The organism is Kluyvera sp. 142486 (assembly GCF_046569695.1).
Lineage (GTDB): Bacteria > Pseudomonadota > Gammaproteobacteria > Enterobacterales > Enterobacteriaceae > Kluyvera.
Genome location: NZ_JBKHUI010000026.1, coordinates 19475 through 45338 on the forward strand (window position 1 = coordinate 19475; position 25864 = coordinate 45338).

General features: G+C 55.3%; 24 protein-coding genes, 1 pseudogene and 1 other annotated feature. Of the genes and pseudogenes, 7 read left to right on the plus strand and 18 right to left on the minus strand.

Annotated elements, in window-relative coordinates:
• The first annotated feature begins 12 nt into the window (after positions 1 to 12).
• Positions 13 to 786: a peroxide stress protein YaaA gene (gene yaaA / locus ACLGE8_RS21385; protein WP_411001086.1), complete on the plus strand. Its 774-nt coding sequence runs from the start codon at positions 13 to 15 to the stop codon at positions 784 to 786.
• Between the two features lie 87 nt (positions 787 to 873).
• On the opposite strand, the gene ACLGE8_RS21390 is transcribed toward yaaA, so the two are convergent.
• The 7 genes and pseudogenes from ACLGE8_RS21390 to yjjY all read right to left on the minus strand — a co-directional run bounded on the left by ACLGE8_RS21390 (position 874) and on the right by yjjY (position 7690).
• Positions 874 to 1176, minus strand: a complete 303-nt coding sequence (locus ACLGE8_RS21390) for a DUF2502 domain-containing protein (RefSeq protein ID WP_411001088.1) — start codon at positions 1174 to 1176, stop codon at positions 874 to 876.
• A gap of 247 nt (positions 1177 to 1423) precedes the next feature.
• Entirely contained in the window at positions 1424 to 2710 is a 1287-nt protein-coding gene (thrC, locus tag ACLGE8_RS21395) for a threonine synthase (RefSeq protein WP_411001090.1), read from the minus strand.
• Between the two features lie 3 nt (positions 2711 to 2713).
• Positions 2714 to 3643 carry a homoserine kinase gene (thrB, locus tag ACLGE8_RS21400; RefSeq protein WP_411001092.1) on the minus strand — a complete coding sequence of 310 codons (930 nt, stop codon included), beginning with the start codon at positions 3641 to 3643 and terminating at the stop codon, positions 2714 to 2716.
• A 1-nt stretch (position 3644) separates the two neighbouring features.
• Positions 3645 to 6107, minus strand: coding sequence for a bifunctional aspartate kinase/homoserine dehydrogenase I (gene thrA, locus ACLGE8_RS21405; protein WP_411001094.1), 2463 nt, complete (start codon positions 6105 to 6107; stop codon positions 3645 to 3647).
• Between the two features lie 25 nt (positions 6108 to 6132).
• Positions 6133 to 6250, minus strand: a sequence feature (Thr leader region).
• Positions 6189 to 6320, minus strand: a complete 132-nt coding sequence (gene thrL / locus ACLGE8_RS21410; protein WP_185668277.1) for a thr operon leader peptide — start codon at positions 6318 to 6320, stop codon at positions 6189 to 6191. Its footprint overlaps the feature before it by 62 nt.
• Before the next feature lie 142 nt (positions 6321 to 6462).
• Complete coding sequence (locus tag ACLGE8_RS21415) at positions 6463 to 7149, minus strand: tRNA/rRNA methyltransferase (RefSeq protein ID WP_411001096.1); 687 nt, start codon at positions 7147 to 7149, stop codon at positions 6463 to 6465.
• A 399-nt stretch (positions 7150 to 7548) separates the two neighbouring features.
• Positions 7549 to 7690: pseudogene (yjjY, locus tag ACLGE8_RS21420) on the minus strand (protein YjjY).
• 96 nt (positions 7691 to 7786) lie between these two features.
• Here yjjY and arcA point away from each other — a divergent pair.
• Positions 7787 to 8503: a two-component system response regulator ArcA gene (arcA, locus tag ACLGE8_RS21425; protein WP_015966004.1), complete on the plus strand. Its 717-nt coding sequence runs from the start codon at positions 7787 to 7789 to the stop codon at positions 8501 to 8503.
• Positions 8504 to 8547: 44 nt separating this feature from the next.
• Here the strand turns inward: arcA and creD are convergent, their stop codons facing one another.
• Genes creD through creA form a run of 4 tightly spaced genes read right to left on the minus strand, consistent with a single transcriptional unit; the run spans position 8548 to position 12560 of the window.
• Complete coding sequence (creD, locus tag ACLGE8_RS21430) at positions 8548 to 9900, minus strand: cell envelope integrity protein CreD (protein ID WP_411001098.1); 1353 nt, start codon at positions 9898 to 9900, stop codon at positions 8548 to 8550.
• A gap of 57 nt (positions 9901 to 9957) precedes the next feature.
• Positions 9958 to 11385: a two-component system sensor histidine kinase CreC gene (creC, locus tag ACLGE8_RS21435; protein ID WP_411001100.1), complete on the minus strand. Its 1428-nt coding sequence runs from the start codon at positions 11383 to 11385 to the stop codon at positions 9958 to 9960.
• Entirely contained in the window at positions 11385 to 12074 is a 690-nt protein-coding gene (creB, locus tag ACLGE8_RS21440) for a two-component system response regulator CreB (RefSeq protein WP_411001102.1), read from the minus strand. Before creB ends, creC begins: the two co-directional genes overlap by 1 nt.
• A 12-nt stretch (positions 12075 to 12086) precedes the next feature.
• Complete coding sequence (creA, locus tag ACLGE8_RS21445; protein WP_411001104.1) at positions 12087 to 12560, minus strand: protein CreA; 474 nt, start codon at positions 12558 to 12560, stop codon at positions 12087 to 12089.
• A gap of 211 nt (positions 12561 to 12771) precedes the next feature.
• Here creA and robA point away from each other — a divergent pair, with 211 nt between their 5' ends.
• The gene (gene robA, locus ACLGE8_RS21450; protein WP_411001106.1) at positions 12772 to 13641 is read left to right on the plus strand and encodes an MDR efflux pump AcrAB transcriptional activator RobA; all 870 of its coding nucleotides are present in this window, start codon (positions 12772 to 12774) and stop codon (positions 13639 to 13641) included.
• Here robA and gpmB read toward each other — a convergent pair.
• Positions 13638 to 14285, minus strand: a complete 648-nt coding sequence (gpmB, locus tag ACLGE8_RS21455) for a 2,3-diphosphoglycerate-dependent phosphoglycerate mutase GpmB (protein ID WP_411001108.1) — start codon at positions 14283 to 14285, stop codon at positions 13638 to 13640. The genes robA and gpmB overlap by 4 nt on opposite strands.
• 53 nt (positions 14286 to 14338) lie before the next feature.
• Between gpmB and yjjX the strand changes: the two genes are divergently transcribed.
• Positions 14339 to 14857, plus strand: a complete 519-nt coding sequence (yjjX, locus tag ACLGE8_RS21460; RefSeq protein ID WP_411001110.1) for an inosine/xanthosine triphosphatase — start codon at positions 14339 to 14341, stop codon at positions 14855 to 14857.
• 112 nt (positions 14858 to 14969) lie between these two features.
• Here yjjX and trpR read toward each other — a convergent pair whose 3' ends face one another.
• Both trpR and sltY read right to left on the minus strand, forming a co-directional pair.
• Positions 14970 to 15293 (minus strand): trp operon repressor, encoded by a 324-nt coding sequence (gene trpR, locus ACLGE8_RS21465; RefSeq protein ID WP_185668268.1) that lies wholly within the window; start codon positions 15291 to 15293, stop codon positions 14970 to 14972.
• A gap of 63 nt (positions 15294 to 15356) precedes the next feature.
• Entirely contained in the window at positions 15357 to 17294 is a 1938-nt protein-coding gene (gene sltY, locus ACLGE8_RS21470; RefSeq protein ID WP_411001112.1) for a murein transglycosylase, read from the minus strand.
• A 343-nt stretch (positions 17295 to 17637) separates the two neighbouring features.
• Between sltY and ettA the strand changes: the two genes are divergently transcribed.
• The gene (gene ettA, locus ACLGE8_RS21475) at positions 17638 to 19305 is read left to right on the plus strand and encodes an energy-dependent translational throttle protein EttA (RefSeq protein WP_411001114.1); all 1668 of its coding nucleotides are present in this window, start codon (positions 17638 to 17640) and stop codon (positions 19303 to 19305) included.
• 47 nt (positions 19306 to 19352) lie between these two features.
• Here ettA and nadR read toward each other — a convergent pair whose 3' ends face one another.
• From nadR to serB, 3 genes are all read right to left on the minus strand, one after another.
• Entirely contained in the window at positions 19353 to 20585 is a 1233-nt protein-coding gene (gene nadR / locus ACLGE8_RS21480) for a multifunctional transcriptional regulator/nicotinamide-nucleotide adenylyltransferase/ribosylnicotinamide kinase NadR (RefSeq protein WP_411001116.1), read from the minus strand.
• Positions 20586 to 20702: 117 nt separating this feature from the next.
• A complete protein-coding gene (gene radA, locus ACLGE8_RS21485) occupies positions 20703 to 22085 on the minus strand; it encodes a DNA repair protein RadA (protein WP_035894570.1) in 1383 nt (460 codons plus the stop codon).
• Between the two features lie 10 nt (positions 22086 to 22095).
• Positions 22096 to 23067 (minus strand): phosphoserine phosphatase, encoded by a 972-nt coding sequence (serB, locus tag ACLGE8_RS21490; RefSeq protein ID WP_411001118.1) that lies wholly within the window; start codon positions 23065 to 23067, stop codon positions 22096 to 22098.
• A gap of 296 nt (positions 23068 to 23363) precedes the next feature.
• Between serB and ACLGE8_RS21495 the strand changes: the two genes are divergently transcribed.
• Positions 23364 to 23996: a YtjB family periplasmic protein gene (locus ACLGE8_RS21495; RefSeq protein WP_333496063.1), complete on the plus strand. Its 633-nt coding sequence runs from the start codon at positions 23364 to 23366 to the stop codon at positions 23994 to 23996.
• Positions 23997 to 24014: 18 nt separating this feature from the next.
• Entirely contained in the window at positions 24015 to 25031 is a 1017-nt protein-coding gene (gene lplA / locus ACLGE8_RS21500) for a lipoate--protein ligase LplA (protein ID WP_411001120.1), read from the plus strand.
• Positions 25032 to 25116: 85 nt separating this feature from the next.
• Here the strand turns inward: lplA and ACLGE8_RS21505 are convergent, their stop codons facing one another.
• Complete coding sequence (locus ACLGE8_RS21505) at positions 25117 to 25608, minus strand: REP-associated tyrosine transposase (protein ID WP_411001122.1); 492 nt, start codon at positions 25606 to 25608, stop codon at positions 25117 to 25119.
• Positions 25609 to 25864 lie beyond the last annotated feature (256 nt).

Sequence of the window (25864 nt, forward strand, 5' to 3'; positions counted from 1 at the left end):
CAAGGACTGGATATGCTGATTCTGATCTCCCCGGCCAAAACGCTCGATTATCAAAGCGAGCTTGCCACCACGCGCTTTACCCAGCCCGCGCTGCTGGAACACTCCCAGCAGCTGATTAGCGAGGCGCGCAAGCTCTCCGCACCGCAGATAAAAGCGCTGATGGGCATTAGCGACAAGCTGGCCGACCTCAACGCCACTCGCTTCCACGACTGGCATCCAGACTTCACGCCCGACAACGCACGTCAGGCGATTCTGGCGTTTAAAGGTGATGTCTATACCGGGTTGCAGGCGGAAACCTTCAGCGAGGCGGACTTCGATTTCGCCCAGCAGCATCTACGGATGCTCTCAGGCCTGTACGGCGTACTGCGTCCGCTGGATCTGATGCAACCTTATCGTCTGGAAATGGGTATTCGCCTTGAGAACCCACGCGGGAAAGATCTCTACCAGTTCTGGGGCGATGAGATAACCAAAACGCTGAACGCGGCGCTACAGGCACAGGGCGACGATGTGGTGATTAACCTGGCTTCGGACGAGTACTTCCGCTCGGTAAAACCGAAGACGCTTGAAGGCCGCATCATCAAGCCAGTGTTCCTCGACGAGAAAAACGGTAAGTTTAAGGTGATAAGCTTCTACGCCAAGAAAGCGCGCGGACTGATGAGCCGATACATCATTGAAAATCGTCTGAGCAAGCCGGAACAGCTGACCGGATTTGATAGCGAAGGGTATTTCTTCGATGCGGAAAGCTCGGGCGCCGAGGAGTTAGTCTTCAAGCGCCACGAGCAGTAATAAACCAGTAGGCCTGATAAGCATAGCGCCATCAGGCAGAGCGGCGACGATTGCCGGATGGCGGCGTTGCCTTATCCGGCCTACCGTTTAGTGATGGTCATTTGGCGGCGGCGGGCGATGATCGTTGCCATGACCATGATTATCACCATGTCCACGATCGTTGTGATCCCAACCGTCATGGCGATCGCCATGATGATCGTCGTGGCCACGGTTATCATAGTGCGGTGGTGGCGTATGAGCATGCCAGCGGTTGTCGCGCCATTCATAGTGATCCTTCCACCAGCTATGGTCACGCCAATGTCCACCATCCCAATAGTTGCCGTTATTGTCCTGGTCGCCAATTTGCAGCTTCACTGCCGGCAGCAGAGTAATCTCTGCAGCCTGTGTCATAACCGGAGCTGCCAATAGCATTGCCAGTGCTAACATCGCAGGTTTTAACATAGGTAACTCCTTTGTTCATCATTCGCCAATATGGCCGATAAACAAAGATTACTGCGGCGAAACTCTGCTTGTTATTGCCCGCAATCCTATATTCTGAGGCCCCGCATTTATTGGGAATTCCTCCTTTTTCCCTGCCAAATTCCTGCATAATTTCTCCCTATTTCCCCCTTCACTGAGAAAGGGGGAAACGGAGAAATTATGCCTTGCTCATCATCAGTTTACGCAGCTCGGCATAGTCAGCCGGCAGGTTGTGCGATAACAGCGGCAGGTCGGCGCGATCCGCCAGCGCTTTTGGCAGCGGCAGCGTTTCGCCCAGAATTTCTTCAACGCTCTCTTTAAACTTCGCCGGGTGCGCAGTGCCAAGGAACAGGCCGTACTCGCCTGGCTGCAGCTGATCACGCAGCGCACGGTAGGCGATCGCCGCGTGCGGCTCAGAGGTGTAGCCCAGCCCCTTCAGTTCGCGCATAGTCGCCTTAGTGGTTTCATCGTCCACCGCCGCATAGCCCAGCTCGTTCAGACGCCAGATTTTGCGACGGAAAAGCTCTTCCACACGCGGCCAGTTGTTAGGCTGGCTGACGTCCATGGCGTTCGACAACGTGGCCTGAGTAGCCTTTGGCGCCCAGTTGCCGTCCTGCAGGAAGCGCGGCACGGTGTCGTTGGCGTTGGTGGCCGCAATAAAGCGTTTCACCGGCAGGCCCAGCGACTTCGCCAGCAGACCCGCGGTCAGGTCGCCAAAGTTGCCGCTTGGTACGGAAACCACCAGCTGATTGCGCGCTTCCTGCGGCAGTTGCGCCACCGCTTCAAAGTAATAGCAAATCTGCGCCAGCAGGCGGCTGATGTTGATGGAGTTAGCGGAGTTCAGACCCAGCGCAACTTTCAGCTCTTCGTCATCGAAGGCCTGCTTAACCAGCGCCTGACAAGCATCGAAATCACCGTCAATAGCGACGGTTTCAATGTTGCCGCCCAGGGTACAGAACAGTTTTTCCTGCAGCGGGCTGATTTTGCCGCGTGGATACAAGATAACGACTTTGACGTTTGGCAGGCCGTAGAAAGCATGTGCCACGGCGGCACCGGTATCGCCCGAGGTAGCGGTAAGAATTGTCACCGGCTTGTCGCCCGCGATAAGGGTCAGCATCTGCGCCATAAAGCGGCCGCCGAAGTCTTTAAACGCCAGCGTTGGGCCGTGGAACAACTCCAGGCAGTCAACATCTTCCTGCACCTTGTTAACTGGCGCGGGGAAGGTGAACGCCTTGCCGATACGCGCGGCTAGCTCGGCCTGCGGGATTTCATCACCGATAAACGCAGAGAGGATCTTCGCGCTACGGGTGACGAAGTCCTGAGTCAACAGGTCATCAATGTCGGTCAGGTTGAATTCCGGCAGGTCGTGCGGGAAGAACAGCCCCTGGTGTTTGCCAAGCCCTTGAGTCACAGCCTGCGCAAAGCTGACCTGCTCATTGTGATCTTTTAAGTTATAGAGTTTCATCGGTTATCCCACTACTCGTGCGCCCGCTGTGTCCAGCCGGCAAATATGAACGAAGCCTTCTTGATTCTGCAGATAATGCTGGCCGAGCCAGTCCGCCACGCGCTGCGCCGTTTCCGTTTTATCACACAGGGCAAACAGCGTTGGCCCGGAACCGGAGATGCCGCAGGAAATAGCGCCGATACCGGCTACCGCCTGACGCGCTTCGTTAAAGCCCGGCAGCAGTTTGGTACGGTAAGGCTCAGCAATCACGTCTTTCATCAGTTTCGCCGCCAGCTGAGGTTGACGGGAGTAACAGGCGTGAATAAAACCTGCCAGGTGGCGACCATGAGCGATACAGTCCTGACGGCGATACTGCGCTGGCAAAATGGCCCGCGCTTCCGCCGTCGACACTTTAATGCCCGGATAGGCCAGAACCCAGAGCCACTCATCAAAGCACGGCACCTGCTGGCTGATGATATCGTTCTCTTCAATCATCAGCTGCATACCGCCCAGATAGCACGGCGCAACGTTATCGTAATGCACGCTGCCGGAAATGCGCCCTTCCAGCTCGCCCATCAGCGCCAGCATGCGGGTTTCATCCAGCGGCTTACCGCAGAATTCGTTCATCGCTACCAGCGCGGCGACCACGGAACAAGCGCTGGAACCCAGCCCTGAACCGATCGGCATATTTTTTTCCAGCGTCATCGCCACCGGCACGTTCTTGCCAATCTCCTGGCAGTAGCGCTCCCAGCATTGATAGACGATGTTTTCATGCGGGTCGCTCGGCAACTTATCCGCAAAGCGCCCCAGATTTTGCAGGCTGAAGCGGTCTGCCGCCTCAACCGATACGTTATCGCCCAGCAGACTGCCGTCAATAGGCGTCACAGCAGCACCCAGTACATCAAACCCGACGCTCATATTGGCACTGGAAGCCGGGGCATAAACCTTAACCATGTTAAACTCCTAACTTCCATGACAGCGTACGCAGAAGATCAGCAAATACCCCTGCTGCCGTCACATCGTTGCCTGCGCCATAGCCGCGCAGAACCAGCGGAAGCGGTTGATAGTAGCGGCTGTAGAACGCCAGCGCGTTCTCGCCATTTTTGATTTTATACAGCGGGTCGTTGCCGTCTACTGCGGCTACTTTCACCCGGCACACGCCGTCTTCTTCGATGTTGCCAACATAGCGCAGCACTTTGCCTTCATCACGCGCTTTCGCCACGCGAGCGGAATATTCATCGTCCAGCTGCGGCAGACGCGCCATAAAGCTCTCGGTATCACCCGTAGCGTCAAAGCTCTCTGGCAGTACAGACTCGACCACAATATCACTCAGCTCGAGGTTACGCCCGGTTTCGCGTGCCAGAATCAGCAGCTTGCGCGCCACGTCCATCCCAGACAGATCATCGCGCGGGTCCGGTTCGGTATAGCCCATTCCGCGCGCCATCGCCGTGGCTTCAGACAGGTTCATGCCTTCATCCAGCTTGCCGAAAATAAACGACAGTGAACCCGAAAGAATCCCGGAGAAGTGCTGCAGTTCGTCACCCGCGTTCAGCAGGTTTTGCAGGTTTTCAATCACCGGCAGGCCGGCGCCGACGTTGGTGTCGTAGAGGAATTTACGACGTGACAGCCCGGCAGCATGGCGCAGTTGATGGTAGTAATCCATCGACGAGGTGTTGGCCTTTTTGTTCGGCGTTACCACGTGGAAACCTTCGCGCAGGAAGTCGGCGTACTGATCGGCTACCGCCTGGCTTGAGGTACAGTCAACAATCACCGGGTTCAGCAGGTGATACTCTTTCACCAGGCGAATCAGACGGCCCAGGTTAAACGGCTCTTTGGCTTCCGCCAGCTCGGCTTCCCAGTTTTCAAGATTCAGGCCATGCACGCTGGTCAGCAGCGCGCGGGAGTTCGCCACGCCGCATACGCGCAGGTCGATATGTTTTTTCTTCAGCCATGCCTGCTGGCGCTTGATCTGCTCCAGCAGCGCGCCACCGACACCACCCACGCCCACCAGGAAGACTTCAATCACCTGGTCGGTGTTAAACAGCATCTGATGGGTCACACGCACGCCAGTCGTCGCGTCGTCGTTATTCACCACCACGGAGATAGAGCGCTCGGAAGAGCCTTGGGCAATCGCCACGATATTGATATTGGCGCGGGCCAGCGCGGCAAAGAACTTCGCCGAGATGCCGCGCAGCGTACGCATACCATCACCAACTACGGAGATGATCGCCAGACGTTCCATGATAGCCAGCGGCTCCAGCAGCTCTTCTTTCAACTCAAGATAGAACTCATCTTCCATCGCCTTCTTCGCCCGTGCGCAGTCGCTCTGCGGCACGCAGAAGCTGATGCTGTATTCGGAGGACGATTGAGTAATCAGCACGACCGAGATACCGGCACGAGACATGGTCGCAAACACGCGCGCCGCCATGCCAACCATACCCTTCATGCCTGGGCCTGAAACGTTAAACATCGCCATATTGTTGAGGTTAGAGATCCCCTTCACTGGCAATGAATCATCATCACTGCTGGCGCCGATAAGCGTGCCGGGAGCTTGAGGATTACCGGTGTTTTTAATCAGGCAAGGGATCTGGAACTGGGCGATTGGGGCAATGGTGCGAGGGTGGAGAACTTTAGCGCCGAAGTAGGAGAGTTCCATCGCTTCCTGATACGACATGCTTTTCAGCAGGCGCGCATCCGGTACCTGGCGCGGGTCACAGGTGTATACCCCATCGACGTCGGTCCATATTTCACAACAGTCGGCGCGTAAACACGCGGCCAGTACGGCAGCGGAGTAGTCAGAGCCATTACGCCCCAGCACTACCAGTTCGCCCTTCTCGTTACCGGCGGTAAAGCCCGCCATCAGCACCATGTGGTCTGATGGGATCTGGCTTGCCACAATGCGGCGGGTGGATTCAGCAATATCGACAGTAGATTCAAGGTAGTGACCAACGGCCAGCAGTTTTTCAACCGGGTTAATCACGGTGACTTTGTGGCCGCGTGCGCTTAACAGGCCAGCCATGATCGCAATCGACAGCTTCTCGCCGCGGCAGATAAGCCCTGCGTTGACGCTGTCCGGGCACTGACCCAGCAGGCTGATGCCGTGCAGGATGTGCTTAATCTGGGAGAATTCCAGCTCAACGGCGGCTTTCAGGTCGGCGAGCGGAAAACCGGGCTGGGCGTTAGCGAGTCCCTGAAGCAGTTCAGCAAAAATTCGTTCGGCATCGGCGATATTGGTCAGCGCATCCTGGCCACCAATGGTTTTTTCAATCATCGCCACGAGGTGGTTAGTGATTTTTGCCGGGGCAGAGAGCACGGTTGCTACCTGCCCCTGCCTGGCGTTACTTTCCAGAATATCGGCAACACGCAGAAACCGTTCCGCATTTGCCACTGATGTACCGCCGAACTTCAAGACTCGCATGGTTTTTACCCCTTGATCACTAGTCGAAAAAAAAGCCCGCACTGTTTAGGTGCGGGCTTTTTTTTGTGTTTCCTGTACGCGTCAGCCCGCACCGTTACCTGTGGTAATAGTGGTGGTGGTAATGGTCATAATGCTGCTGATGCGAATCATGGATGTTGTGTGCTCTGTTATTTCTCTGTCTGTATGCCTATATTGGTTAAAGTATCTGCCCATCTAAGTCAATGAATTTTTAACTTCGTCACGTTCCGCAACCAGTTCACATCAGCCCAAACAACCACCGATAAACCACCACAACAGCCATAAGTTAAGCAAAATGTTGGGGCATAACACCATACGTAAACACGATGACAGAATTTTACTCTGGCATATTTTTTTCAATATCATGCAGCAAACGATGCAACATTGCCGTATCGCGATGCGTGAGTAAGCCAATACGTTGTTGCAGCCAGTCAGCCATTTTTACATCTCCGGCGACATCCAGGCGCGCCAACAAAGCTGTGATACGTGCCCTTAACGCAATCAGCTGATTCTCGTCACCTTCCGTTGCCGTCGGGTTCGCGGTTTGTAACAGTGAGGAGAGCTGATAACAATAAACCATCACCGCCTGCCCCAGGTTTAACGAGGGATAATCCGCCACCATCGGTACGCCGGTCAGCACATCGGCCAGCGCCAGTTCATCGTTGGTTAACCCCGAGTCTTCACGGCCAAAGACCAGCGCGGCGTGCCCCATCCACTGTGACTTCTCCTCCAGTATCGGCAGCAGCTCCTGCGGCGTAGCGTAGTAGTGAAAACGAGCGCGACTGCGAGCGGTGGTGGCGACGGTGAAATCCACGTCGTGCAGCGCCTCCGCGAGCGTTGGATAGCAGGTGATGCCATCAATAATATCGGTCGAACCGTGAGCCACCCAACGAGTCGCTGGCTCAAGGTGCGCAACGCTATCCACGATACGCAAATCGTGGAATCCCATGGTCTTCATTGCTCGAGCGGCAGCACCGATATTTTCGGCTCTTGCTGGAGAAACCAGCACAATAGATAAGCGCATTTAAAGTTCTCTTAATTTCCTGTCAGCGGCAATAATGTGATGTACTTCAACATATTGCGCAGCGCGAATTTACAAAAATGCAACAAAAATCAATGAAATGATGTTTCATAACACATAAAAGAAGCTAAACTATTCAGGGCGAAATTATCAATTAGTTATGTTAACAGAAGTCATATATCTCTATGTTTATACGAACTATTTTCATTACCATAGAACAATAACAATTGGATTCACCACATTTATCAGTTAACCTGTGCAACTACTTGAGTTGTGGAAAAAATGTGATAGGCGTTATCATTCCAGAGTGATGATTTCACCAAACTGTTAACGTGCTACAATTGAACTTGATATATGTCAACGAAGCGTAGGTTTATTGGCGGTCTGGTGCCTCTTTGCCTGTTATGTTGCTGTTAAAATGGTTAGGATGACAACCGTTTTTGACACTGTCGGGTCCAGAGGGAAGAGTACCCACGACCAAGCTAATGATGTTGTTGACGTTGATGGAAAGTGCATCAAGAACGCAATTACGTACTTTAGTCATGTTACGCCGATCATGTTAATTTTCGACATGCATCAGGCAGGTCAGGGACTATTGGTACTTCCTGTTTCGATTTAGTTGGCAATTTAGGTAGCAAACATGCAGACCCCGCACATTCTTATCGTTGAAGACGAGTTGGTAACACGCAACACGTTAAAAAGTATTTTCGAAGCAGAAGGCTACGATGTGTTCGAAGCGACCGATGGCGCGGAAATGCATCAGATCCTGTCTGAAAATGACATCAACCTGGTGATCATGGATATCAACCTGCCGGGTAAAAACGGCCTTCTGCTGGCGCGCGAATTGCGTGAACAGGCGAATGTCGCTCTGATGTTCCTGACCGGCCGCGACAATGAAGTCGACAAGATCCTCGGTCTGGAAATTGGTGCAGATGATTACATCACCAAACCGTTTAACCCACGCGAACTGACTATCCGTGCGCGTAACCTGCTGTCCCGTACCATGAACCTGGGTACCGTCAGCGAAGAACGTCGTAGCGTAGAAAGCTACAAGTTCAACGGTTGGGAACTGGACATCAACAGCCGCTCTCTGGTGAGCCCGAACGGTGAGCAGTACAAGCTGCCGCGTAGCGAATTCCGCGCGATGCTGCACTTCTGCGAAAACCCAGGCAAAATTCAGTCTCGTGCTGAACTGCTGAAGAAAATGACCGGCCGTGAGCTTAAGCCACACGACCGTACGGTTGACGTGACCATTCGTCGCATCCGTAAGCATTTCGAGTCTACGCCGGATACCCCGGAAATCATCGCCACTATCCACGGCGAAGGTTACCGTTTCTGCGGCGAACTGCAGGAATAAGACAAAAAACGGCGCATTCAGCGCCGTTTTTTTATGTCTCCGTTTTACTTCCAGATGCGAAGCTCATCGTCCTTCGGTTGAGCTTTCTCGGGCGCGTCAGGTGGGGCGGGTTTAGCGACAGAAAGCGCATACCAATCCAGATGACGCGTCAGGAACATCACCGCACAGAGCGCCAGCAGTAAAATCCCCGAACCCATCAACAGCGAGCTCTCCTCGGAGCGTAAGAGCCCCCACATCACGCCATCCAGCGCCAGCAGTGCCAGGGTAAACAGCACCGCACGCCTCCAGCCTTTGAGTACCGCCTGCAAATAGACCCCGTTCATCAGCGCCCCAACCAGGCTTGCCGTAATCCAGGCTGGCGTAAAGCCAATATGCTCGGACAGCGCCAACAGCAACAGGTAAAACATCACCAGCGAAAGCCCCACCAGCAGATACTGCATGGCGTGCAGACGCAGCCCCGTCAGCGTCTCGAAGACGAAGAAGGAGACGAACGTAAGCAGAATCAGCAGAACGGCATACTTTGTTGCCCGGTCGGTCAGCTGATACTGGTCGGCCTGGGTGGCGACGGCCACGCTGAATGAAGGCAGCGTACGCCAGTCGCTCCCCTGTTCGAAGCTGTCACCCAGGTTATTAGCAAACCAGCTGCTTTGCCACTGCGCCTGGTAGCCAGTTTCACTGATTTCACGCTTGCCGGGCAGGAAGTCACCCAGGAAGTTCGGATGCGGCCAGTTGCTGGTCAGCCGCATTTCGCTGCTGCGGCCGACGGGTACCACCGAGAAGCTGCCGGTGCCGCTTAAATTGAGCGACATGTTCAGATCCAGATTCTGCCGCCAGTTATCCGGCAGCGGGATATGCAACCCCTCTTTGTTTTGTGCCAGCCCCGTTCCCGGTTCAGCAACCAGCGTCGTCCCATTCATCTGCGGCGCCTTCACTGCACCAATGCCTCGCGCATCACCAACGCCCACTACGATAAACGGCTTACCAAGCGTGACGCCGGGCTTATCCAGTTCACTCAGGCGGGATACATCAAATTTGGCATTGATGGCCGTATCGGTATGCCACACCTGACCTTGATAAATACCAATCTGCCTCGCTTCTACGTTCTGGTTACTCTCGACCATCAGCGACTCCGGCAGCCAGAAGTGGATAACGTTACGCTGGCGCGTCACCTCTTTATCATCTTCCATTCGGGTGTACAGCTCGGTGGCAGGAATCGCAATCAGCGGCCCCACCACTTTTTGCGGCCCGCTGGTACTTTGGCGGATCGAGTCCTCCACTTCACCGCGGTAATCAGCCCGTTCGACGATAACCTGTCGAACCATCATCAACGGAATTAATAACAGCATCATCGCGCCACCCAGGGTGACAATTTTCCAGAACAGGGGGGATTTCAACATAGCGTTCTCCTTTGCAATAACCGCAAAGTACGCCTGCTATGTGGGGAGAATTTGAAGCTATGTGAAGTGACGGTGAAGTCTTAAAGCGGCTTCAGTGCCCCCTTCCGGGCGGTTACGCAGGGTGATTTCACCTTTGAAGAGCCGGGCAACTTCACGGACGAACGCCAGGCCAAGACCGCTGCTTTTCAGGCCATTTTCGCGCGGCAGCGAATAGAATCGTTCAAAAATGCGCGGCAACGCGTAGTCGGGAATACCGCTACCGCTGTCGGTCACCAGAAACACCACCTGTTCCCCCTGCGGCTGTACGCTCAGGGTGATAGCGCCCTTTTCCGGGGTAAAATCGATGGCATTATCCAGTAAGTTCCCCAGCGCCTGCTCCAGCAAGCCGGCATCCGCCGCCACATGCAGCGGCGGTGCATCAATGGTCACCGTAATGCGCTTCTCCGCAAGCTGCACGCTGCGCGCCTCAACGATTTGCGCCAGCAGCACCTCAACGGCCACCGGCACCAGGACAACCTCCTGACGATTCTCCAGTCGCGCCTGGCGCAGAAGCGTTTCCACCAGAAGCTGCATACGGGCATTCTGACGCAGAATATTATCGGTAAAACGGGCCACCACGCTGGGCGGCGGGCCTTCCCGTAGAATTTCTGCCGCGCCGCGAATTGCCGCCAGCGGGCTTTTCAGTTCATGGGTCAACGCATAGACGTATTGCTCAATATAGTTCTTCCCCTCCAGCTTCAGGCGCATGCTTTCCAGCGCCTGCGCCAGCCGACGCAGCTCGCTGCTGCCAAGCGACGGCAGCGCCACCGGCTGGTCTTCGCTGATGGCGTCAGCGTAGCGGGTGAGTTTGGCAATAGATCGGTTAATCCACCAGACCATACCGGCGCCAATGACCAACGCGATCCCTAACAATACCGTGCTCGCCCACAGGATCCGCCGCTCGCTGCGTTTGATCACCGGCGCCATCGCGGCGTTCGGTTTCCCGACGCTCAGTACGCCGATAGTCTTTCCACCGTCGATAATCGGCGCGGCGACATACATCACCGAACTTTCCGGATCGCTCGGATCCTGCAGCGTACTTCGCGCGCCATATTGCCCACGCAGGGTGAGCCAGACGTCGTTCCAGCGAGAATAGTCCTGCCCCACCGCGGCTTGCCCAGCGGAGTCATACAGCACCTTCCCCTGCGCATCCGTCATATAGACACGGTATTCGTTACGAACTTTGCTAATGCCGCCGATATTGGCGCGAAAAGGATAGTTGTGCAGACGCTCAAACGCTCTGGCCAGCAGGCCATGAGCCGGATCGCCAGAGAGCAGATCGTCACGCGCTAACGACGCCAGCAGCGTAGCAGTATCAATAAGCGTCCCTTCCGTGGCGCGACGGACTCCCGGCTTAATTTCCTGGACAAAGATCGACAGCACGAACCAGGCAGCCACGGCAACAATCAGGAAGTAGCCCAGCAGTAGCCGCATGCCTATGCGCATCAGAGGATCCTCAGACTGTATCCCATGCCGCGATGGGTATTGATCGGCGAAAGATCGGGGTTCACGGCGCGTAGTTTGGCGCGCAGCGTTTTGATATGGGTATCCACCGTTCGGTCGAAGCTCTCCTGCGCGTCGGCCCAGACGATGTCCATCAGTTGCTGGCGTGAATAGACACGTCCTGGCGAGGACAGCAGCGTTTTCAGCAGCAGAAATTCGTAGCGCGTCAGCGGCAGCGGCGTATCAAACCAACTCACCAACGCCGCCGGTTCGTTAAGCTCAAAATGGCCGACGCGCACCACCGGCGAGGGGGTAGAAAACTTCGTTACGCGCCTGAGCAGCGTGCGGACTCTGGCGCACACTTCGCGGGGAGAAAACGGTTTAGCAACGTAATCGTCCGCGCCAATCTCCAGCCCCAGCAGGCGATCGACCTCGTCGCTGCGAGCGGTAAGGAACAGAACAGGCAGCGCGGGAAACCGTGCCAACAACTGTCGGCACAGTTCAAAGCCGCTGATATCTGGCAGCCCAACATCGAGGATCACCACATCAGGCTGGCAGTGATGCGCTTTTTCCAGCGCGGGCAAGCCGCGCTCAAATGCTTCAACGCTAAATCCTTCCTGCTGAAGCATGTAGATAAGCGTATCTGCAATTCCCTGTTCATCTTCAACTAACCAGACCACTGCCTGTTGCATAGAGCGTCCCTGTTACTCACGCCACGGCATAATAGGTACTGCGCTAATGGCATTTTTCGGCGAACCGTCCACCACCTTGTCGGAATAGGCAAGGTAGGCCAGCGTGTTACGTTTTGCATCGTAGAAACGAACGACCTGCAGTGACTTAAACACCAGCGACGTGCGTTTCTTAAAGACCACGTCCCCTTCCGCTTTGCCGTTCTTAATTTTATCGCTCAGCTCCACCGGCCCAACCTGCTGGCAGGAGATGGCAGCATCGGAAGTATCTTCCGCCAGCCCCAACCCACCTTTGATGCCACCGGTCTTGGCACGACTGACATAGCAGGTCACATTTTTGACCTCCGGATCGTCAAAAGCTTCCACCACGATTTTATGATCGGGACCAAACATTTTGAAAACCGTATCAACAGAACCAATCTGCTCAGCGTGAGCGCCCAGGCTAGAGAGACTTAATAACAGACCAGCCATTAATTTCTTGTATTTCATATTGTTACCATTTTCGTCGATTGCATTGAAGAATTATTCAACATCAGCCAGGAAAGTATTTAAAGATCACAGCTTTACAAAAATCAGCCTTATTTCTAATGTAAAATCGCACTTATGCACAAAAAAAACACTGAATGCTAAAACAGCAAAAGATGCTATTATCCGCTACTTTGGTAACAGGCACCTACGAAATTAAGGATGAGGGCATTTTATGGATCAGGCTGGAATTATTCGCGATCTCCTCGTTTGGCTGGAAGGGCATTTAGATCAGCCTTTATCGCTGGATAATGTGGCGGCAAAAGCGGGTTATTCCAAGTGGCACCTGCAACGTATGTTCAAGGACGTTACCGGCCATGCTATCGGCGCTTATATTCGCGCTCGCCGTCTGTCTAAATCTGCCGTTGCGCTGCGTTTAACCGCGCGCCCAATCCTGGATATTGCCCTGCAATATCGTTTTGACTCCCAGCAAACCTTTACCCGCGCGTTTAAGAAGCAGTTTGCGTTAACGCCTGCGCTGTATCGGCGTTCTCCGGACTGGAGTTCGTTCGGTATGCGTCCGCCGCTGCGCTTGGGTGAGTTTACGATGCCAAAATACGAGTTCATCACGCTGCCGACCACCCACCTGGTGGGGGTAACCCAGAGCTACACCTGCAAACTGGAAGAGATTTCCGATTTCCGCCAGCAGATGCGCGTTCAGTTCTGGACCGACTTCCTCGGCAACTCGCCGTCAATTCCACCAATGCTCTACGGCCTGCATGAGCCGCGTCCGAGCCTGGAAAAAGACGATGAGCAAGAGGTATTCTATACCACAGCGCTGACGCCAGAACTGGCAAACGGCCATATCAACAACGCGCATCCGGTGACCCTTGAGGGCGGCGAATACGTCATGTTTACCTATGAAGGGCTGGGAACAGGCCTGCAGGAGTTTATTCTGACGCTGTACGGCACCTGCATGCCGATGCTGAATCTGACGCGCCGTAAAGGCCAGGATATCGAGCGCTTCTTCCCGCAGGATGAAGCCCGGAATCAGGAACCGCCTATTCAACTGCGCTGCGAGTACCTGATCCCGATTCGTCGTTAACGCTGTAGCTCATCCAACGCAGGGGTGTCCAGATGCGAGATATCCCCTGCCGTTTCCACCACCCATCCCGGCGCCAGCCACAGGCTTTCCTGATAATCCACCCTTGAGATAGAGCAGTTACGCAGGCGTAAACGACGTTCCGCATGGGCAGGTAGCCCCAGGATGGTGCCAACCAGACAGCCAAGCGCAATGCCGTGACTCACCAGCAGCGGTCGGCTACCCGCAGGCAGATCTAGACAAGCGTTCAACGCGGCGCGCATGCGTACGCTCAGCTCCTGCATCGACTCTCCTTCAGGAATACGTCCGTCCGGCGTACCGTTGACCACCAATCGACGCCATGCCTCTTCTTCCGCGCTTAGCGAATCGAGATGACGCTGCTCCAGCACGCCCATATCAAGCTCGCGCAGACGCGCATCGAACATCACGCCACAGCCACAGGCATCCGCAATGATCTCGGCGGTACGGCGCGTACGGCCCAGATCGCTGGCAATGACGTGCGTAATGCCGTAGGTGCGTACACGGTCGCCGACCTGTACAGCTTGCTGTTCTCCTTTAGCCGTCAGGGGGCTATCGGACTGGCCTTGAATACGCCGTTCGGCGTTCCACTGCGTTTCGCCATGGCGAACAAGATATACCTGTAACATGTTTTTTATCCGTTATACTGCGATGACATTTTATTAGCTGAGTTGTGTAGATTATGCATCAAGTTGTCGCTGCTACCACCAATCCTGCCAAAATTCAGGCGATTCTTGCCGCATTTGACCAGATTTTTGGTGAAGGATCCTGCCAAATCACTCCTGTTTCCGTCGATACCGGTGTACCCGAGCAGCCGTTCGGTAGCAGTGAGACGCGCGCCGGCGCACGTAACCGCGTCGCCAACGCGCGCGAGTCCCATCCAAACGCGGATTTTTGGGTCGCCATTGAGGCTGGGATCGATGAAGGAGCCACCTTCAGCTGGGTAGTCATTGAGAGTGGCGCACAGCGCGGGGAAGCCCGCTCCGCTACCCTACCGCTGCCAGAAGCTATTCTTGAGCAGGTTCGTGCCGGGGAAGCTCTAGGGCCGGTGATGTCGAAGTACACCGGTATTGATAAGATTGGCAATAAAGAAGGCGCTATTGGCGTGTTCACCGCGGGCGTGCTCACGCGCAGCAGCGTCTATCACCAGGCGGTGGTGTTGGCGCTCAGTCCCTTCCATAACGATCTGTATCGCCGGTAACCGCAGCATTATTGCCGGGTGGCGGCTTTGCCTTATCCGGCCTACAACTGTAGGTAGGCCTGATAAGCGCTGCGCCATCAGGCAAGCCACCGCATCACCGCCGGATAGCGGTTTAGGTTTTTGGCAGGGTTTGTTCCAGCCACTGGCGCAATTCTACCGGCGCCGATTTCAGGCTGTTAGATCCGCGGGTGATCGTCGCGATCCCTGCGCCCAGTTCATTTTTCAGCTCACGCTGGCTCATCTCACCACGCAGCAACTCTTCAATAATGCGCACGCGGGTTCCCAGCGCTTCACGCTCGTCCGGGGTCATCATCAGATTGAGTAACGGCAGCGCAAGCTCATCGGTATACGCCAGACGCAGAAGCTCCACAAAGCGAAGCCACTCCTGGTTGCGCTGCTCAGCCACCGTGGCTGAATAAGGGGATTGTTGGGTCATGTCGGGCCACCATGTTATGCTTGTACTCTTAAACGAGTACAAGCATAACACAGGTCTTACGCATCAGTAACGTCGTTGCCACTCATTGCTGCTAAGCACATCCTCTTTCTGCCCCATAAAGTGACGATAGTAAGCGTCATAGGCCAGCACGTTCTTCACGTAGCCGCGAGTCTCAGAGAAAGGGATGCTTTCGATAAACGCCACCGCATCAATGCGCCCGGCGCTGTTGCCAAGCCAGGTTCGTACCCGCCCAGGCCCAGCGTTATAGGCCGCGGAGGCGAAGATACGGTTGTTTTCGAACTGCTGGTAGACGTACTGCAGATAGCTGGTACCAATATTGATGTTGGTTTCCGGGTCCAGCAGCTGCACGGGGTTGCTGTAGCCCGGCAGGTTAAACATCTTCACCGTATGGGTCGCGGTGCCTGGCATAATCTGCATCAGGCCGCTCGCCCCAACCGGTGACTTCACCTTCGGATTCCACGCGCTCTCCTGGCGAGCAATCGCCATTGCATAGCTTTGAGGTACATCTTTCCCCGTGGTATAGCGAACAAACAGGTCGTTATAAGCTAGCGGGAAGCGCTCCTGCAGGTTGTCCCACAGCTTGCCAGCAATGGTGGCCTGCACGCTGAGATCCCACCAGCGCTGGTCGAACGCATAGCGCGCCAACTGGGCCTGCTCGGTCTGGCTACGGCTGCTCACCAGGTTTGCCCATTCGCTACGGGCGGTGTTGTCCTGATTCCAGTACATCAGTTCGCGCACCCGCGCCATTTCCGCACCGCCGGTCAGCGTCGGCGAGATAGTGCCCGGCGCTTTCACAACCCGCAGCGGGTAAGGTTCACCCAGACGCTGTGCGGCAACCATCGGATAAAAACCGCGCTGCTGCATTAAGGCCAGCAGGATGGATCGCGCTTCATCATCGCGCCCGCGCTCCATCAGCAGATCGGCCTGCCAGTAGCGCCACTCATCTTTATCTTTGGCCTCCATCGGCAGCCGCGCCATCCAGGTATTAAGGCCACTGCGATCGCCCGTGCCTAACGCCATGCGCACGCGGCGTTCGACGAGAGACGTCGACTGCGAACGCATAATGGCGTCATCACGCCAGCGCGCCTGCTCATCGGTCACATCATTGCCCATCAAACGCCAGGCGACGATATCTCGCAACTCTTGGGTCTGATCGTCATTCAACTGCTGCGCCTGCACAAGCGTAGGGATCATCAGGCGTGCATTTTCAACATCCTGACGCGCCACGCTGCTAAAGGCGACCGCCGCCAGCTGGCGGGTAAAATCGGTCGCGCCGGTGGTGCGAGCAAAGGTCAGTACGTTGTTCGGGTTATTGGCGAGATCGGTAATCGCCGCAGCAATGGTCTGATACTGCGACGGCATCTGCGACGCCAGCGCTTTCACCAGACTGGTATTGCCCGCCTTCATCGCCAGTCGAATACGTTCCAGGTAAGCCAGCGGGTCCTGAGTGCCGGAAGCGCGCCAGGCGCCAAACAGCTTATCGCAGGCGTTCGGGCGGTTTTGCCCCGTCAGCCACAGCGTTTTCGCACCGTCCCAGGCTCCCTGGGTATCCCCCACGGAATATTTGGCATAGTAGTAGTTACACTGGGCCTCCACCGTTCCCGGCTTCTCCGGGCTGAACGCCAACAGCCCGCGCCAATCTTCCCGGCGGGCCAGTTCATTCACAAAGCGGTTTCTGAGCGTACGAGCAGGCGGAAGCGTAGGGTTCGCCTGCACAAAGTTGGTCACCGCCAGCGCAGGCGTATTCATCAGGTCGCCCGACAGTTGGCGATACTCCAGATAGGGGTACAGCGGGTAATCACGTAGGGTCGGCATCAGTTGCTCAACCACATCCATCTGGCGGTTGTCCCAGGCCTGTTTGATTTGCGCATAGCGACTGCGCTGTTCATCCAGCGAATCGGCGCGGGCAACGCTGCTGAAAGTCAGCAGACAGATACCGGCAGCCAGCAGACGCCACGTCAATTGTTGGGCTTTTTGCACAAGCTCTTCCTCGTTGTCACGTTACGTCAGTACAGCATCATGCCGCGTAATAAATTGATGCTAACCATTGGATGAGAAATGTTCCATGCAATGCACACTTTTTTACGTTTTATCTGCGATGTCGCGCAGCAGAATTTGCCTGCTGGGATTGGACGGGGAAAACGGCTACACTTCGCCTTTGAAAACTCTATTCATAACCTACCCTAAATAATTCGAGTTGCAGGAAGGCGGCAAGGGAGCGAATCCCCCGGAGCGTACATAAGTACGTGACTGGAGTGAGCGAGCGCAGCCAACGCATCTGCAACTTGAAGTATGACGGGTATATAAAAGAGGCGAAGTCCACGTGGCTCAATTCGTTTATACCATGCATCGTGTCGGCAAAGTGGTTCCGCCGAAACGTCATATTCTTAAAAACATCTCGCTGAGCTTCTTCCCTGGCGCAAAAATCGGTGTTCTGGGTCTGAACGGCGCGGGTAAATCTACCCTGCTGAAAATTATGGCCGGTATCGATACCGATATCGAAGGTGAAGCTCGCCCTCAGCCGGGTCTCAAGATTGGTTACCTGCCGCAGGAACCAAAGTTGAACCCTGAACATACTGTTCGTGAATCCGTTGAAGAAGCCGTTGCCGAAGTGGTTAACGCGCTGAAAGGCCTGGACGAAGTGTACGCCAAGTACGCCGAGCCAGACGCCGACTTCGACAAGCTGGCCGCCCAGCAGGGTAAGTTCGAAGAAATTATCCAGGCGCACGACGGTCACAACCTGAACGTGCAGCTGGAGCGCGCCGCTGATGCGCTGCGTTTGCCGGACTGGGACGCGAAAATCGAAAAACTCTCCGGTGGTGAACGCCGCCGCGTTGCGCTGTGCCGTCTGCTGCTCGAAAAGCCAGACATGCTGCTGCTCGACGAACCGACTAACCACCTGGATGCGGAATCCGTCGCCTGGCTGGAACGCTTCCTGCACGACTTCGAGGGCACCGTTGTGGCGATTACCCACGACCGTTACTTCCTCGATAACGTGGCCGGTTGGATCCTCGAACTTGACCGCGGTGAAGGTATTCCGTGGGAAGGTAACTACTCCTCCTGGCTGGAGCAGAAAGATCAGCGTCTGGCTCAGGAAGCGTCTCAGGAAGCGGCTCGCCGTAAATCCATTGAGAAAGAGCTGGAGTGGGTTCGTCAGGGCGCGAAAGGCCGTCAGTCTAAGGGCAAGGCCCGACTGGCTCGCTTTGAAGAGCTGAATAATACCGAATACCAGAAGCGTAACGAAACCAACGAACTGTTTATTCCACCTGGCGCACGCCTGGGCGATAAAGTCGTTGAAGTGAGCAATCTGCGTAAATCCTACGGCGATCGCGTACTGATTGACGACCTGAGCTTCTCGGTACCGAAAGGCGCTATCGTCGGTATCATCGGCCCGAACGGCGCGGGTAAATCCACCCTGTTCCGCATGATGTCCGGTCAGGAACAGCCTGATAGCGGCACCATCACCTTGGGTGAAACCGTGAAGCTGGCGTCCGTTGACCAGTTCCGTGACGCGATGGATAACAGCAAAACCGTGTGGGAAGAAGTTTCTGGCGGGCTGGATATCATGAAGGTTGGCAACATCGAAATGCCAAGCCGTGCGTACGTAGGCCGCTTTAACTTCAAAGGCGTCGACCAGGGCAAACGCGTAGGCGAACTGTCCGGCGGCGAGCGCGGTCGTCTGCACCTGGCGAAGCTGCTGCAGGTTGGCGGCAACATGCTGCTGCTCGATGAACCAACAAACGACCTGGATATCGAAACCCTGCGCGCGCTGGAAAACGCCCTGCTGGAGTTCCCAGGTTGCGCAATGGTTATCTCGCACGACCGTTGGTTCCTTGACCGTATCGCGACCCACATTCTGGACTACCAGGATGAAGGTAAGGTCGAGTTCTTCGAAGGTAACTTCACCGAATACGAAGAGTATAAGAAACGTACGCTGGGCGCTGATGCGCTGGAGCCGAAACGTATTAAGTACAAACGTATTTCGAAGTAACTCACGTTAAGTGCCGGATTAGCGGAGCGCTATCCGGCACTTCAAAACTATCCTTGCTCGCCCATCAATCCCTTCACTAACTCCACGCAACGTAGGAATCGAGTGTCATAGTCCGACTCTTCTACGTGCACGAATTCGATTTTGTTTTTCTTCAGCATGGAAACCAGCAGGTCCTGGAACGCTTTGCGATCGACCGAACTCCCCAGACTACGCAAGCCATCAGCTATCCACGGGGTGTTATTTTCCAGCAGGATGACCAGGTCGAAGCGGTATTCATCGATCAGCGCCTGCACGAACGGATGTTCACGGCCTTCATACTTCTTACAGAATGCCTGGGTGCTGACAAAATCGGTGTCGATAAACGCGACTTTGTTGGCGTACTTCACCGCGAAGTCGATGTACTGAGCGTGCCCGAGGGCGATTTTGTCGTAGTCAGAATACTGTAGCGCCATCTCATCGCCGCCCAGGTGCGAGAAAACGTAGTCCCGCCCATACTCCCAGGCACTGGTGGTATTAAAGATATTCGCCAGCTTGTTCACCAGCGTCGATTTCCCGCTGGATTCACCGCCAAGAATAGCCACCGTACGCACGAAGAACGGCTTCACTTCGGTGGGGATGTAATCCCAGTAGCGGAACGGGTTCTCACGAATCTGCGACCCGCTGATGCTCATAAAGGTCCGTTTCGGGTCAATCAGCACCGTTTCAATACCGAGATGCTCGAGGTACTGCGGCGCATCGGCCTCTTCAGAAGAGTAAATCCAGTTGGGCTCGATGCCTTTCTCTTCCATAAAGGTCTTTACGCCCGTGCTCCACACGTCCCAACCGTGCGGGTACGGTTCCATGCCCTCTTCATTAAAGGCGTGAATACGGATGTTCTTCTGGTACTTGAAGGTTTGTAGCAACCAGCGCAGTCGGTCTGATACGGTCGGCTGCTGCGACATGGCGCTATCTTCAAACAGCGCACGGTCACGCGTGTCGTCATAGCCCATGATGATATGCAGTTCGTCTACCTGGCTACAGGCGCGCTGTATCAGATAGATATGGCCGGTATGCAGCGGGTAAAACTTACCAAACACCACGCCGATATTTTTCTGCTGGCGCGGAAACTCCAGCCCGAGAAAGCGGTGTAACGCTTCGAGCTTTTGCGCGCTGGGGCTCTTAATTTTGGCGTTGAGAAGCTGGCTTAAATAGCCCTTGGTCATGCCGCTGGCGTCTGCGACCTGCTGCAACGTACAGCCTTTCTGACGGATTGCGGTTTTGAGATAGTCGAACGACGACACAAGAGCCTCCTGCTGAATTGGGGTAAACCATCTACCCATTATACAAAAAACCCGGATGTACTCACGGTACTCTCCGGGGAAAGAGACCGGCGACGCAGATGCCGCCGGGATCGGACATTATAGTTCGTCAAAAACATCCAGCGCGTCGGCGAGTTTTTTCACGCCAAAGACCTTCATCCCTTCCGGAATTTTCTTCGGTACGTTTGCCGCCGGCACAATAGCACGGCGGAAACCATGCTTAGCGGCTTCCGAAATACGCTCCTGACCACTTGGTACAGGACGAATTTCCCCTGCCAGCCCCACTTCACCAAAGACCACCAGATCCTGCGGCAGCGGCCTGTCGCGCAGGCTGGAGACCATCGCCATCAGTAGCGCCAGGTCCGCGCTGGTTTCGGTGACCTTCACGCCCCCCACCACGTTCACAAACACATCCTGGTCCGCCATCTGCAGGCCGCCGTGACGGTGCAGTACCGCCAGCAGAATCGCTAAGCGGTTCTGTTCAAGGCCAACCGCAACGCGGCGCGGGTTGCCCATCATCGAGTGATCCACCAGCGCCTGAATCTCGACCAGCAGCGGGCGCGTACCTTCCCATACCACCATGACCGAACTGCCGGAGGTGACTTCATCACCTCGACTCAGGAAAATAGCAGAAGGGTTGCTCACTTCACGCAGGCCTTGTTCGGTCATGGCGAATACGCCCAGTTCATTCACTGCGCCAAAACGGTTCTTATGGCTGCGCAGCGTACGGAAGCGCGAATCCGCGTCGCCGTCGAGCAGTACCGAGCAGTCAATACAGTGTTCGAGCACTTTCGGCCCTGCCAGCGAGCCATCTTTGGTCACGTGGCCAACCATCACAATCGCCACGCCGCGCGTTTTTGCAAAGCGCGTGAGGTAGGCTGCGGTTTCGCGCACCTGCGCCACGCTGCCGGGTGAGGACTGAATATCCGCCATGTGCATCACCTGGATAGAGTCGATAACCATCAGCTTCGGCTGCTCTTCTTCCGCAATCTGGCAAATCTGCTCGATGCTGGTTTCCGAGAGCATATTCAGGTTGGCGGTAGGAAGCCCCAGACGGTGTGCGCGCATCGCCACCTGCTGTAGCGACTCTTCCCCTGTGACGTACAAGGTTTTCATCTGCTCCGCCAGCTTGCACAGCGTTTGCAGCAGCAAGGTGGATTTCCCCGCCCCTGGGTTACCGCCAATCAGAATGGCGCTGCCGGGCACGACGCCGCCGCCCAGCACGCGGTCGAACTCTTTAAAACCGGTGGAAAAACGCGGCAGCTCTTCCAGACTGATGTCCGACAATTTCTGCACCTTCGCGACACCGGCATTACCCGCATAGCCGCTCAGGCGCTCATTACGTGCGACCGTGGGGGAAGCCGCAACACGCACTTCGGTGATGGTATTCCACGCATGGCAGGCGCTGCATTGCCCCTGCCAGCGCGGGTAATCCGCACCGCACTCATTACAAACAAATGCGCGTTTAGGAGCTTTCGCCACGTTAACCTCTTTATTTCTGATTCATGCTGCCGGAGAGAATGCAGAACACCCCCATCAAATCGGCATGACGGATAGTGACTTCCGTCTGTTCGTTCACTTTTGGTTTGGCATGATACGCAATCCCCAGCCCTGCTTTTTTGATCATCGGCAGGTCGTTGGCACCGTCGCCAATCGCCACCGTCTGCGCGTGGGGAATTTCATGTTTCTCAGCCAGTTGCAGCAGGGTTTTCGCCTTATACTGCGCATCGACGATATCGCCAACCACTTCACCGGTCAGCTTACCGTCACGAATGCCCAGCTCGTTGGCGACCGCCGCGGTTAAGCGCAGCTTGTCGCGCAGGTGGTCTGCAAAGAAGGTAAAGCCGCCGGAGGCAATCGCCACCTTCCATCCCAGCGCTTCAAGCTTGAGCACCAGTTGGGTCAGCCCCGGCATCAGCGGCAGCGTTTCGCGCACCTGACGCAGAATGTCGGCATCGGCATCTTTCAGTGTGGCGACGCGCTGGCGCAGGCTGGCGCTAAAATCAAGCTCACCGCGCATCGCGCGTTCGGTCACTTCCGACACCAGTTCACCGGTACCGGCCAGTTTGGCGATTTCGTCGATGCACTCAATCTGAATCGCCGTGGAGTCCATATCCATCACCAGCAGACCCGGCGTACGCAGATGTGGGATTTTACCCAGCGGCGCTACATCCAGGCCGGCATCGTGCGCCAGGCGTGTGGCACGTGGCGTTAATGACCCCGCCAGACGGATAACCTGGTAGTCTTCCACGCACCAGGCCGCCACAATCACCATCGCCGCCCCCAGCTTACGCTGATAGGTGGTGAGGCTCGCTTTATTCAACCCGCGGCCGTACAGCAGCCAACCGCTGCGACCGGCGTGGTAATCCAGCGGCATAACTTCATCGCCGCTCAGGGAAAGCGGCAATCCAGGCCACAAGGAGACATCTTCAGGCAGATCGCACCAGGTCAAACTATTTGGCATTGCAGCTCCACTCTTCTCTACACTTCATCCTTCAAGCTACCTCTGCGTTGGCTGCACTCGCTCACCCTAGTCGCTTACTTCAGTAAGCTCCTGGGGATTCACTCGCTTGCCGCGTTACTCGGCTTACAGCCTCGCCCCTTCGGGGCCAGCGCAAGCGCTGTTCAACATGCTAAAGCATGTTGTGATGCAACTTGAATGATTTTGTGTATCTATTAAGCCCAGGAAAATAACGCATGAGGCTACCTTGTAACCAGCGCTTCTGGCAACATTAAGCTGTAAATTTTCAAAGGTGGAATATGGTTCGCGCAAAACTGAAATTTCGACTGCATCGCACCGCGATTGTCCTGATCTGTCTCGCTCTGTTGGTGGCATTGATGCAGGGCGCCTCCTGGTTCAGTCAACAAAGCCAGAAACAACGAAATCCGCAGCTAGAAGAACTGGCCAGAACCCTGGCGTTTCAGGTCTCGCTGAACCTCGCGCCGATGATGAAAAGCGAAACGCCGGACGAGAAAAAGATCGGCCAGTTGCTGAAACAGCTAACCGACAAAAGCCGCATTCTGGATGCCGGGGTCTATGATGAGCAGGGTGACCTGATCGCCCGCGCCGGGGAACAGGTCGATCTCCGCGACCGTCTGGCGCTGGATGGCAAAAAAGCGGGTAGCTACTTCAATCAGCAAATCGTTGAGCCTATTCAGGGGAAAAATGGCCCCCTCGGTTACCTGCGTCTGACGCTGGATACCCACACCATCGCCACCGAATCCCGTCAGGTGGATAACACCACCAACATTCTTCGTCTGATGCTGCTGCTGTCGCTGGCTATAGGCGTAGTGCTCGCCCGCACGCTGCTGCGCGGTAAACGCACCCGCTGGCAGCAGTCGCCGTTCCTGCTTACCGCCAACAAACCGGTGCAGGACGAAGATAAAGATTAATCAGAAAAGGAAATCGCTATGTCAACGCTGCGCCTGCTGCTTTCAGACTCCCACGACCCGTGGTTTAACCTCGCTGTGGAGGAGTGTATTTTTCGCCAGATGCCCGCCACACAGCGGGTGCTGTTCCTGTGGCGTAACGCAGATACGGTCGTCATTGGCCGTGCGCAGAATCCGTGGAAAGAGTGCAACACCCGGCGCATGGAAGAGGACAACGTCCGTCTGGCTCGCCGCAGCAGCGGCGGCGGCGCGGTGTTCCACGATCTCGGCAACACCTGCTTTACCTTTATGGCCGGCAAGCCCGAGTATGATAAAACCATCTCTACAGCCATCGTGCTCGAAGCGCTAAATTCGCTGGGCATTACGGCAGAAGCCTCCGGGCGTAACGATCTGATCGTGAAAACCGAAGAAGGCGACCGCAAAGTCTCCGGCTCCGCCTATCGGGAAACCATCGACCGTGGCTTCCACCACGGTACGCTGCTGCTCAACGCCGATCTTAGCCGCCTGGCTAACTACCTGAATCCGGATAAAAAAAAGCTTCAGGCTAAAGGGATAACTTCGGTACGTGGGCGCGTAGCAAATCTGATTGAGCTGCTGCCCAACATCACTCATGAACAAATCTGTGAAGCCGTCACCGAGGCGTTCTTCCGCCACTACGGCGAGCGGGTTGAAGCCGAAATTATCTCTCCGGATAAAGCACCGGATCTACCGAATTTTGCCGAGACGTTTGCACGCCAAAGCAGCTGGGAGTGGAATTTCGGCCAGGCCCCGGCGTTCAGCCACCTGCTGGACGAACGCTTCACCTGGGGCGGCGTAGAGCTGCATTTTGACGTGGAAAAAGGCGTTATCACCCGTACACAGGTGTTTACCGATAGCCTGAATCCCGCGCCGTTGGAAGCGCTGGCAGCGCGCTTACAGGGCTGTCAGTATCGTGCAGACGTGCTGCAACAAACCTGCGAAGGGCTGGTTACGGAGTTTCCGGAACAGGAGAGTGAGCTGCGGGAATTAGCGAATTGGGTCGTGGGAGCGGTACGCTAAGAACATTGCCGGATGGCGGCTACGCCTTATCCGGCCTACAAATGAGTGCTTTCTGTAGGCCGGATAAGCGAAGCGCCATCCGGCATTACCGCCGCTCCCCTGCCTCAAGCTCATTCGTATCCCCCGCCCAATCAACCGGATAAATGCCGTTCCTTACATCACGATGAAAGGTCGAAAACGGCCAATCTTTCACGCGCGTCACCCAGTCGTGCTTAACGGGATTGATATAGATGTAATCAACATGTCGGCAGTAATCTTCTTCGTCGCGAATCGCGTGCTCCCAGAAACGTGGCTGCCAGACTTCATGGCACATTATCGATTTGGTAAATAACTTTTTGAGCTCCCGCCAACGGGACGAAAAATCACAATCGTTCTCGGGAAGGGTCCAGATGCAATGCAAATGTTCAGGCAGCACAACAAAAGCATCTATTTGAAACGGCTTGCTCGCTTTCACACAACGGATAGCAGAGCGTAAATCCGCAATCTGCCGGACAAGCAAATCACTTTCTCGGTTTTTTAGATTAACCGTGACAAACCAGGTTCCACCGTTGATGTAGTAACGACGATAGTTCGACATTTTGTTTATTCCTTAAACAAAATTCAAACGTAACGCGTTAATAGCAAATGGCAATGCGGAGAGGGTAATTCGGGAAGGAGGCTCGCAGTATAGGTGGCAGATTGTCGGATGGCGGCTAGCGCCTTATCCGGCCTACAACCGTTGTAGGCCCGGTAAGCAAAAGGGTATGAACCGGAAACATAGGTAACACTTTAGACCGGATACATGGGTAACAGTTATAACTGGCATAGAAGAGGAGACTCGCTATGCCCTGGAC

Bases quoted from the DNA above. Each gene is read 5' to 3' on its own strand.
- thrL (WP_185668277.1), bottom strand. From the start codon at position 6,320: ATGGGCAGATACTTTAACCAATATAGGCATACAGACAGAGAAATAACA.
- ACLGE8_RS21390 (WP_411001088.1), bottom strand. From the start codon at position 1,176: ATGACACAGGCTGCAGAGATTACTCTGCTGCCGGCAGTGAAGCTGCAA.
- creB (WP_411001102.1), bottom strand. From the start codon at position 12,074: ATGCAACAGGCAGTGGTCTGGTTAGTTGAAGATGAACAGGGAATTGCA.
- trpR (WP_185668268.1), bottom strand. From the start codon at position 15,293: ATGACCCAACAATCCCCTTATTCAGCCACGGTGGCTGAGCAGCGCAAC.
- lplA (WP_411001120.1), top strand. From the start codon at position 24,015: ATGTCAACGCTGCGCCTGCTGCTTTCAGACTCCCACGACCCGTGGTTT.
- ACLGE8_RS21505 (WP_411001122.1), bottom strand. From the start codon at position 25,608: ATGTCGAACTATCGTCGTTACTACATCAACGGTGGAACCTGGTTTGTC.
- yaaA (WP_411001086.1), top strand. From the start codon at position 13: ATGCTGATTCTGATCTCCCCGGCCAAAACGCTCGATTATCAAAGCGAG.
- ACLGE8_RS21415 (WP_411001096.1), bottom strand. From the start codon at position 7,149: ATGCGCTTATCTATTGTGCTGGTTTCTCCAGCAAGAGCCGAAAATATC.
- robA (WP_411001106.1), top strand. From the start codon at position 12,772: ATGGATCAGGCTGGAATTATTCGCGATCTCCTCGTTTGGCTGGAAGGG.
- thrA (WP_411001094.1), bottom strand. From the start codon at position 6,107: ATGCGAGTCTTGAAGTTCGGCGGTACATCAGTGGCAAATGCGGAACGG.
- gpmB (WP_411001108.1), bottom strand. From the start codon at position 14,285: ATGTTACAGGTATATCTTGTTCGCCATGGCGAAACGCAGTGGAACGCC.
- creA (WP_411001104.1), bottom strand. From the start codon at position 12,560: ATGAAATACAAGAAATTAATGGCTGGTCTGTTATTAAGTCTCTCTAGC.
- ACLGE8_RS21495 (WP_333496063.1), top strand. From the start codon at position 23,364: ATGGTTCGCGCAAAACTGAAATTTCGACTGCATCGCACCGCGATTGTC.
- arcA (WP_015966004.1), top strand. From the start codon at position 7,787: ATGCAGACCCCGCACATTCTTATCGTTGAAGACGAGTTGGTAACACGC.
- creD (WP_411001098.1), bottom strand. From the start codon at position 9,900: ATGTTGAAATCCCCCCTGTTCTGGAAAATTGTCACCCTGGGTGGCGCG.
- creC (WP_411001100.1), bottom strand. From the start codon at position 11,385: ATGCGCATAGGCATGCGGCTACTGCTGGGCTACTTCCTGATTGTTGCC.
- serB (WP_411001118.1), bottom strand. From the start codon at position 23,067: ATGCCAAATAGTTTGACCTGGTGCGATCTGCCTGAAGATGTCTCCTTG.
- thrC (WP_411001090.1), bottom strand. From the start codon at position 2,710: ATGAAACTCTATAACTTAAAAGATCACAATGAGCAGGTCAGCTTTGCG.
- thrB (WP_411001092.1), bottom strand. From the start codon at position 3,643: ATGGTTAAGGTTTATGCCCCGGCTTCCAGTGCCAATATGAGCGTCGGG.
- yjjX (WP_411001110.1), top strand. From the start codon at position 14,339: ATGCATCAAGTTGTCGCTGCTACCACCAATCCTGCCAAAATTCAGGCG.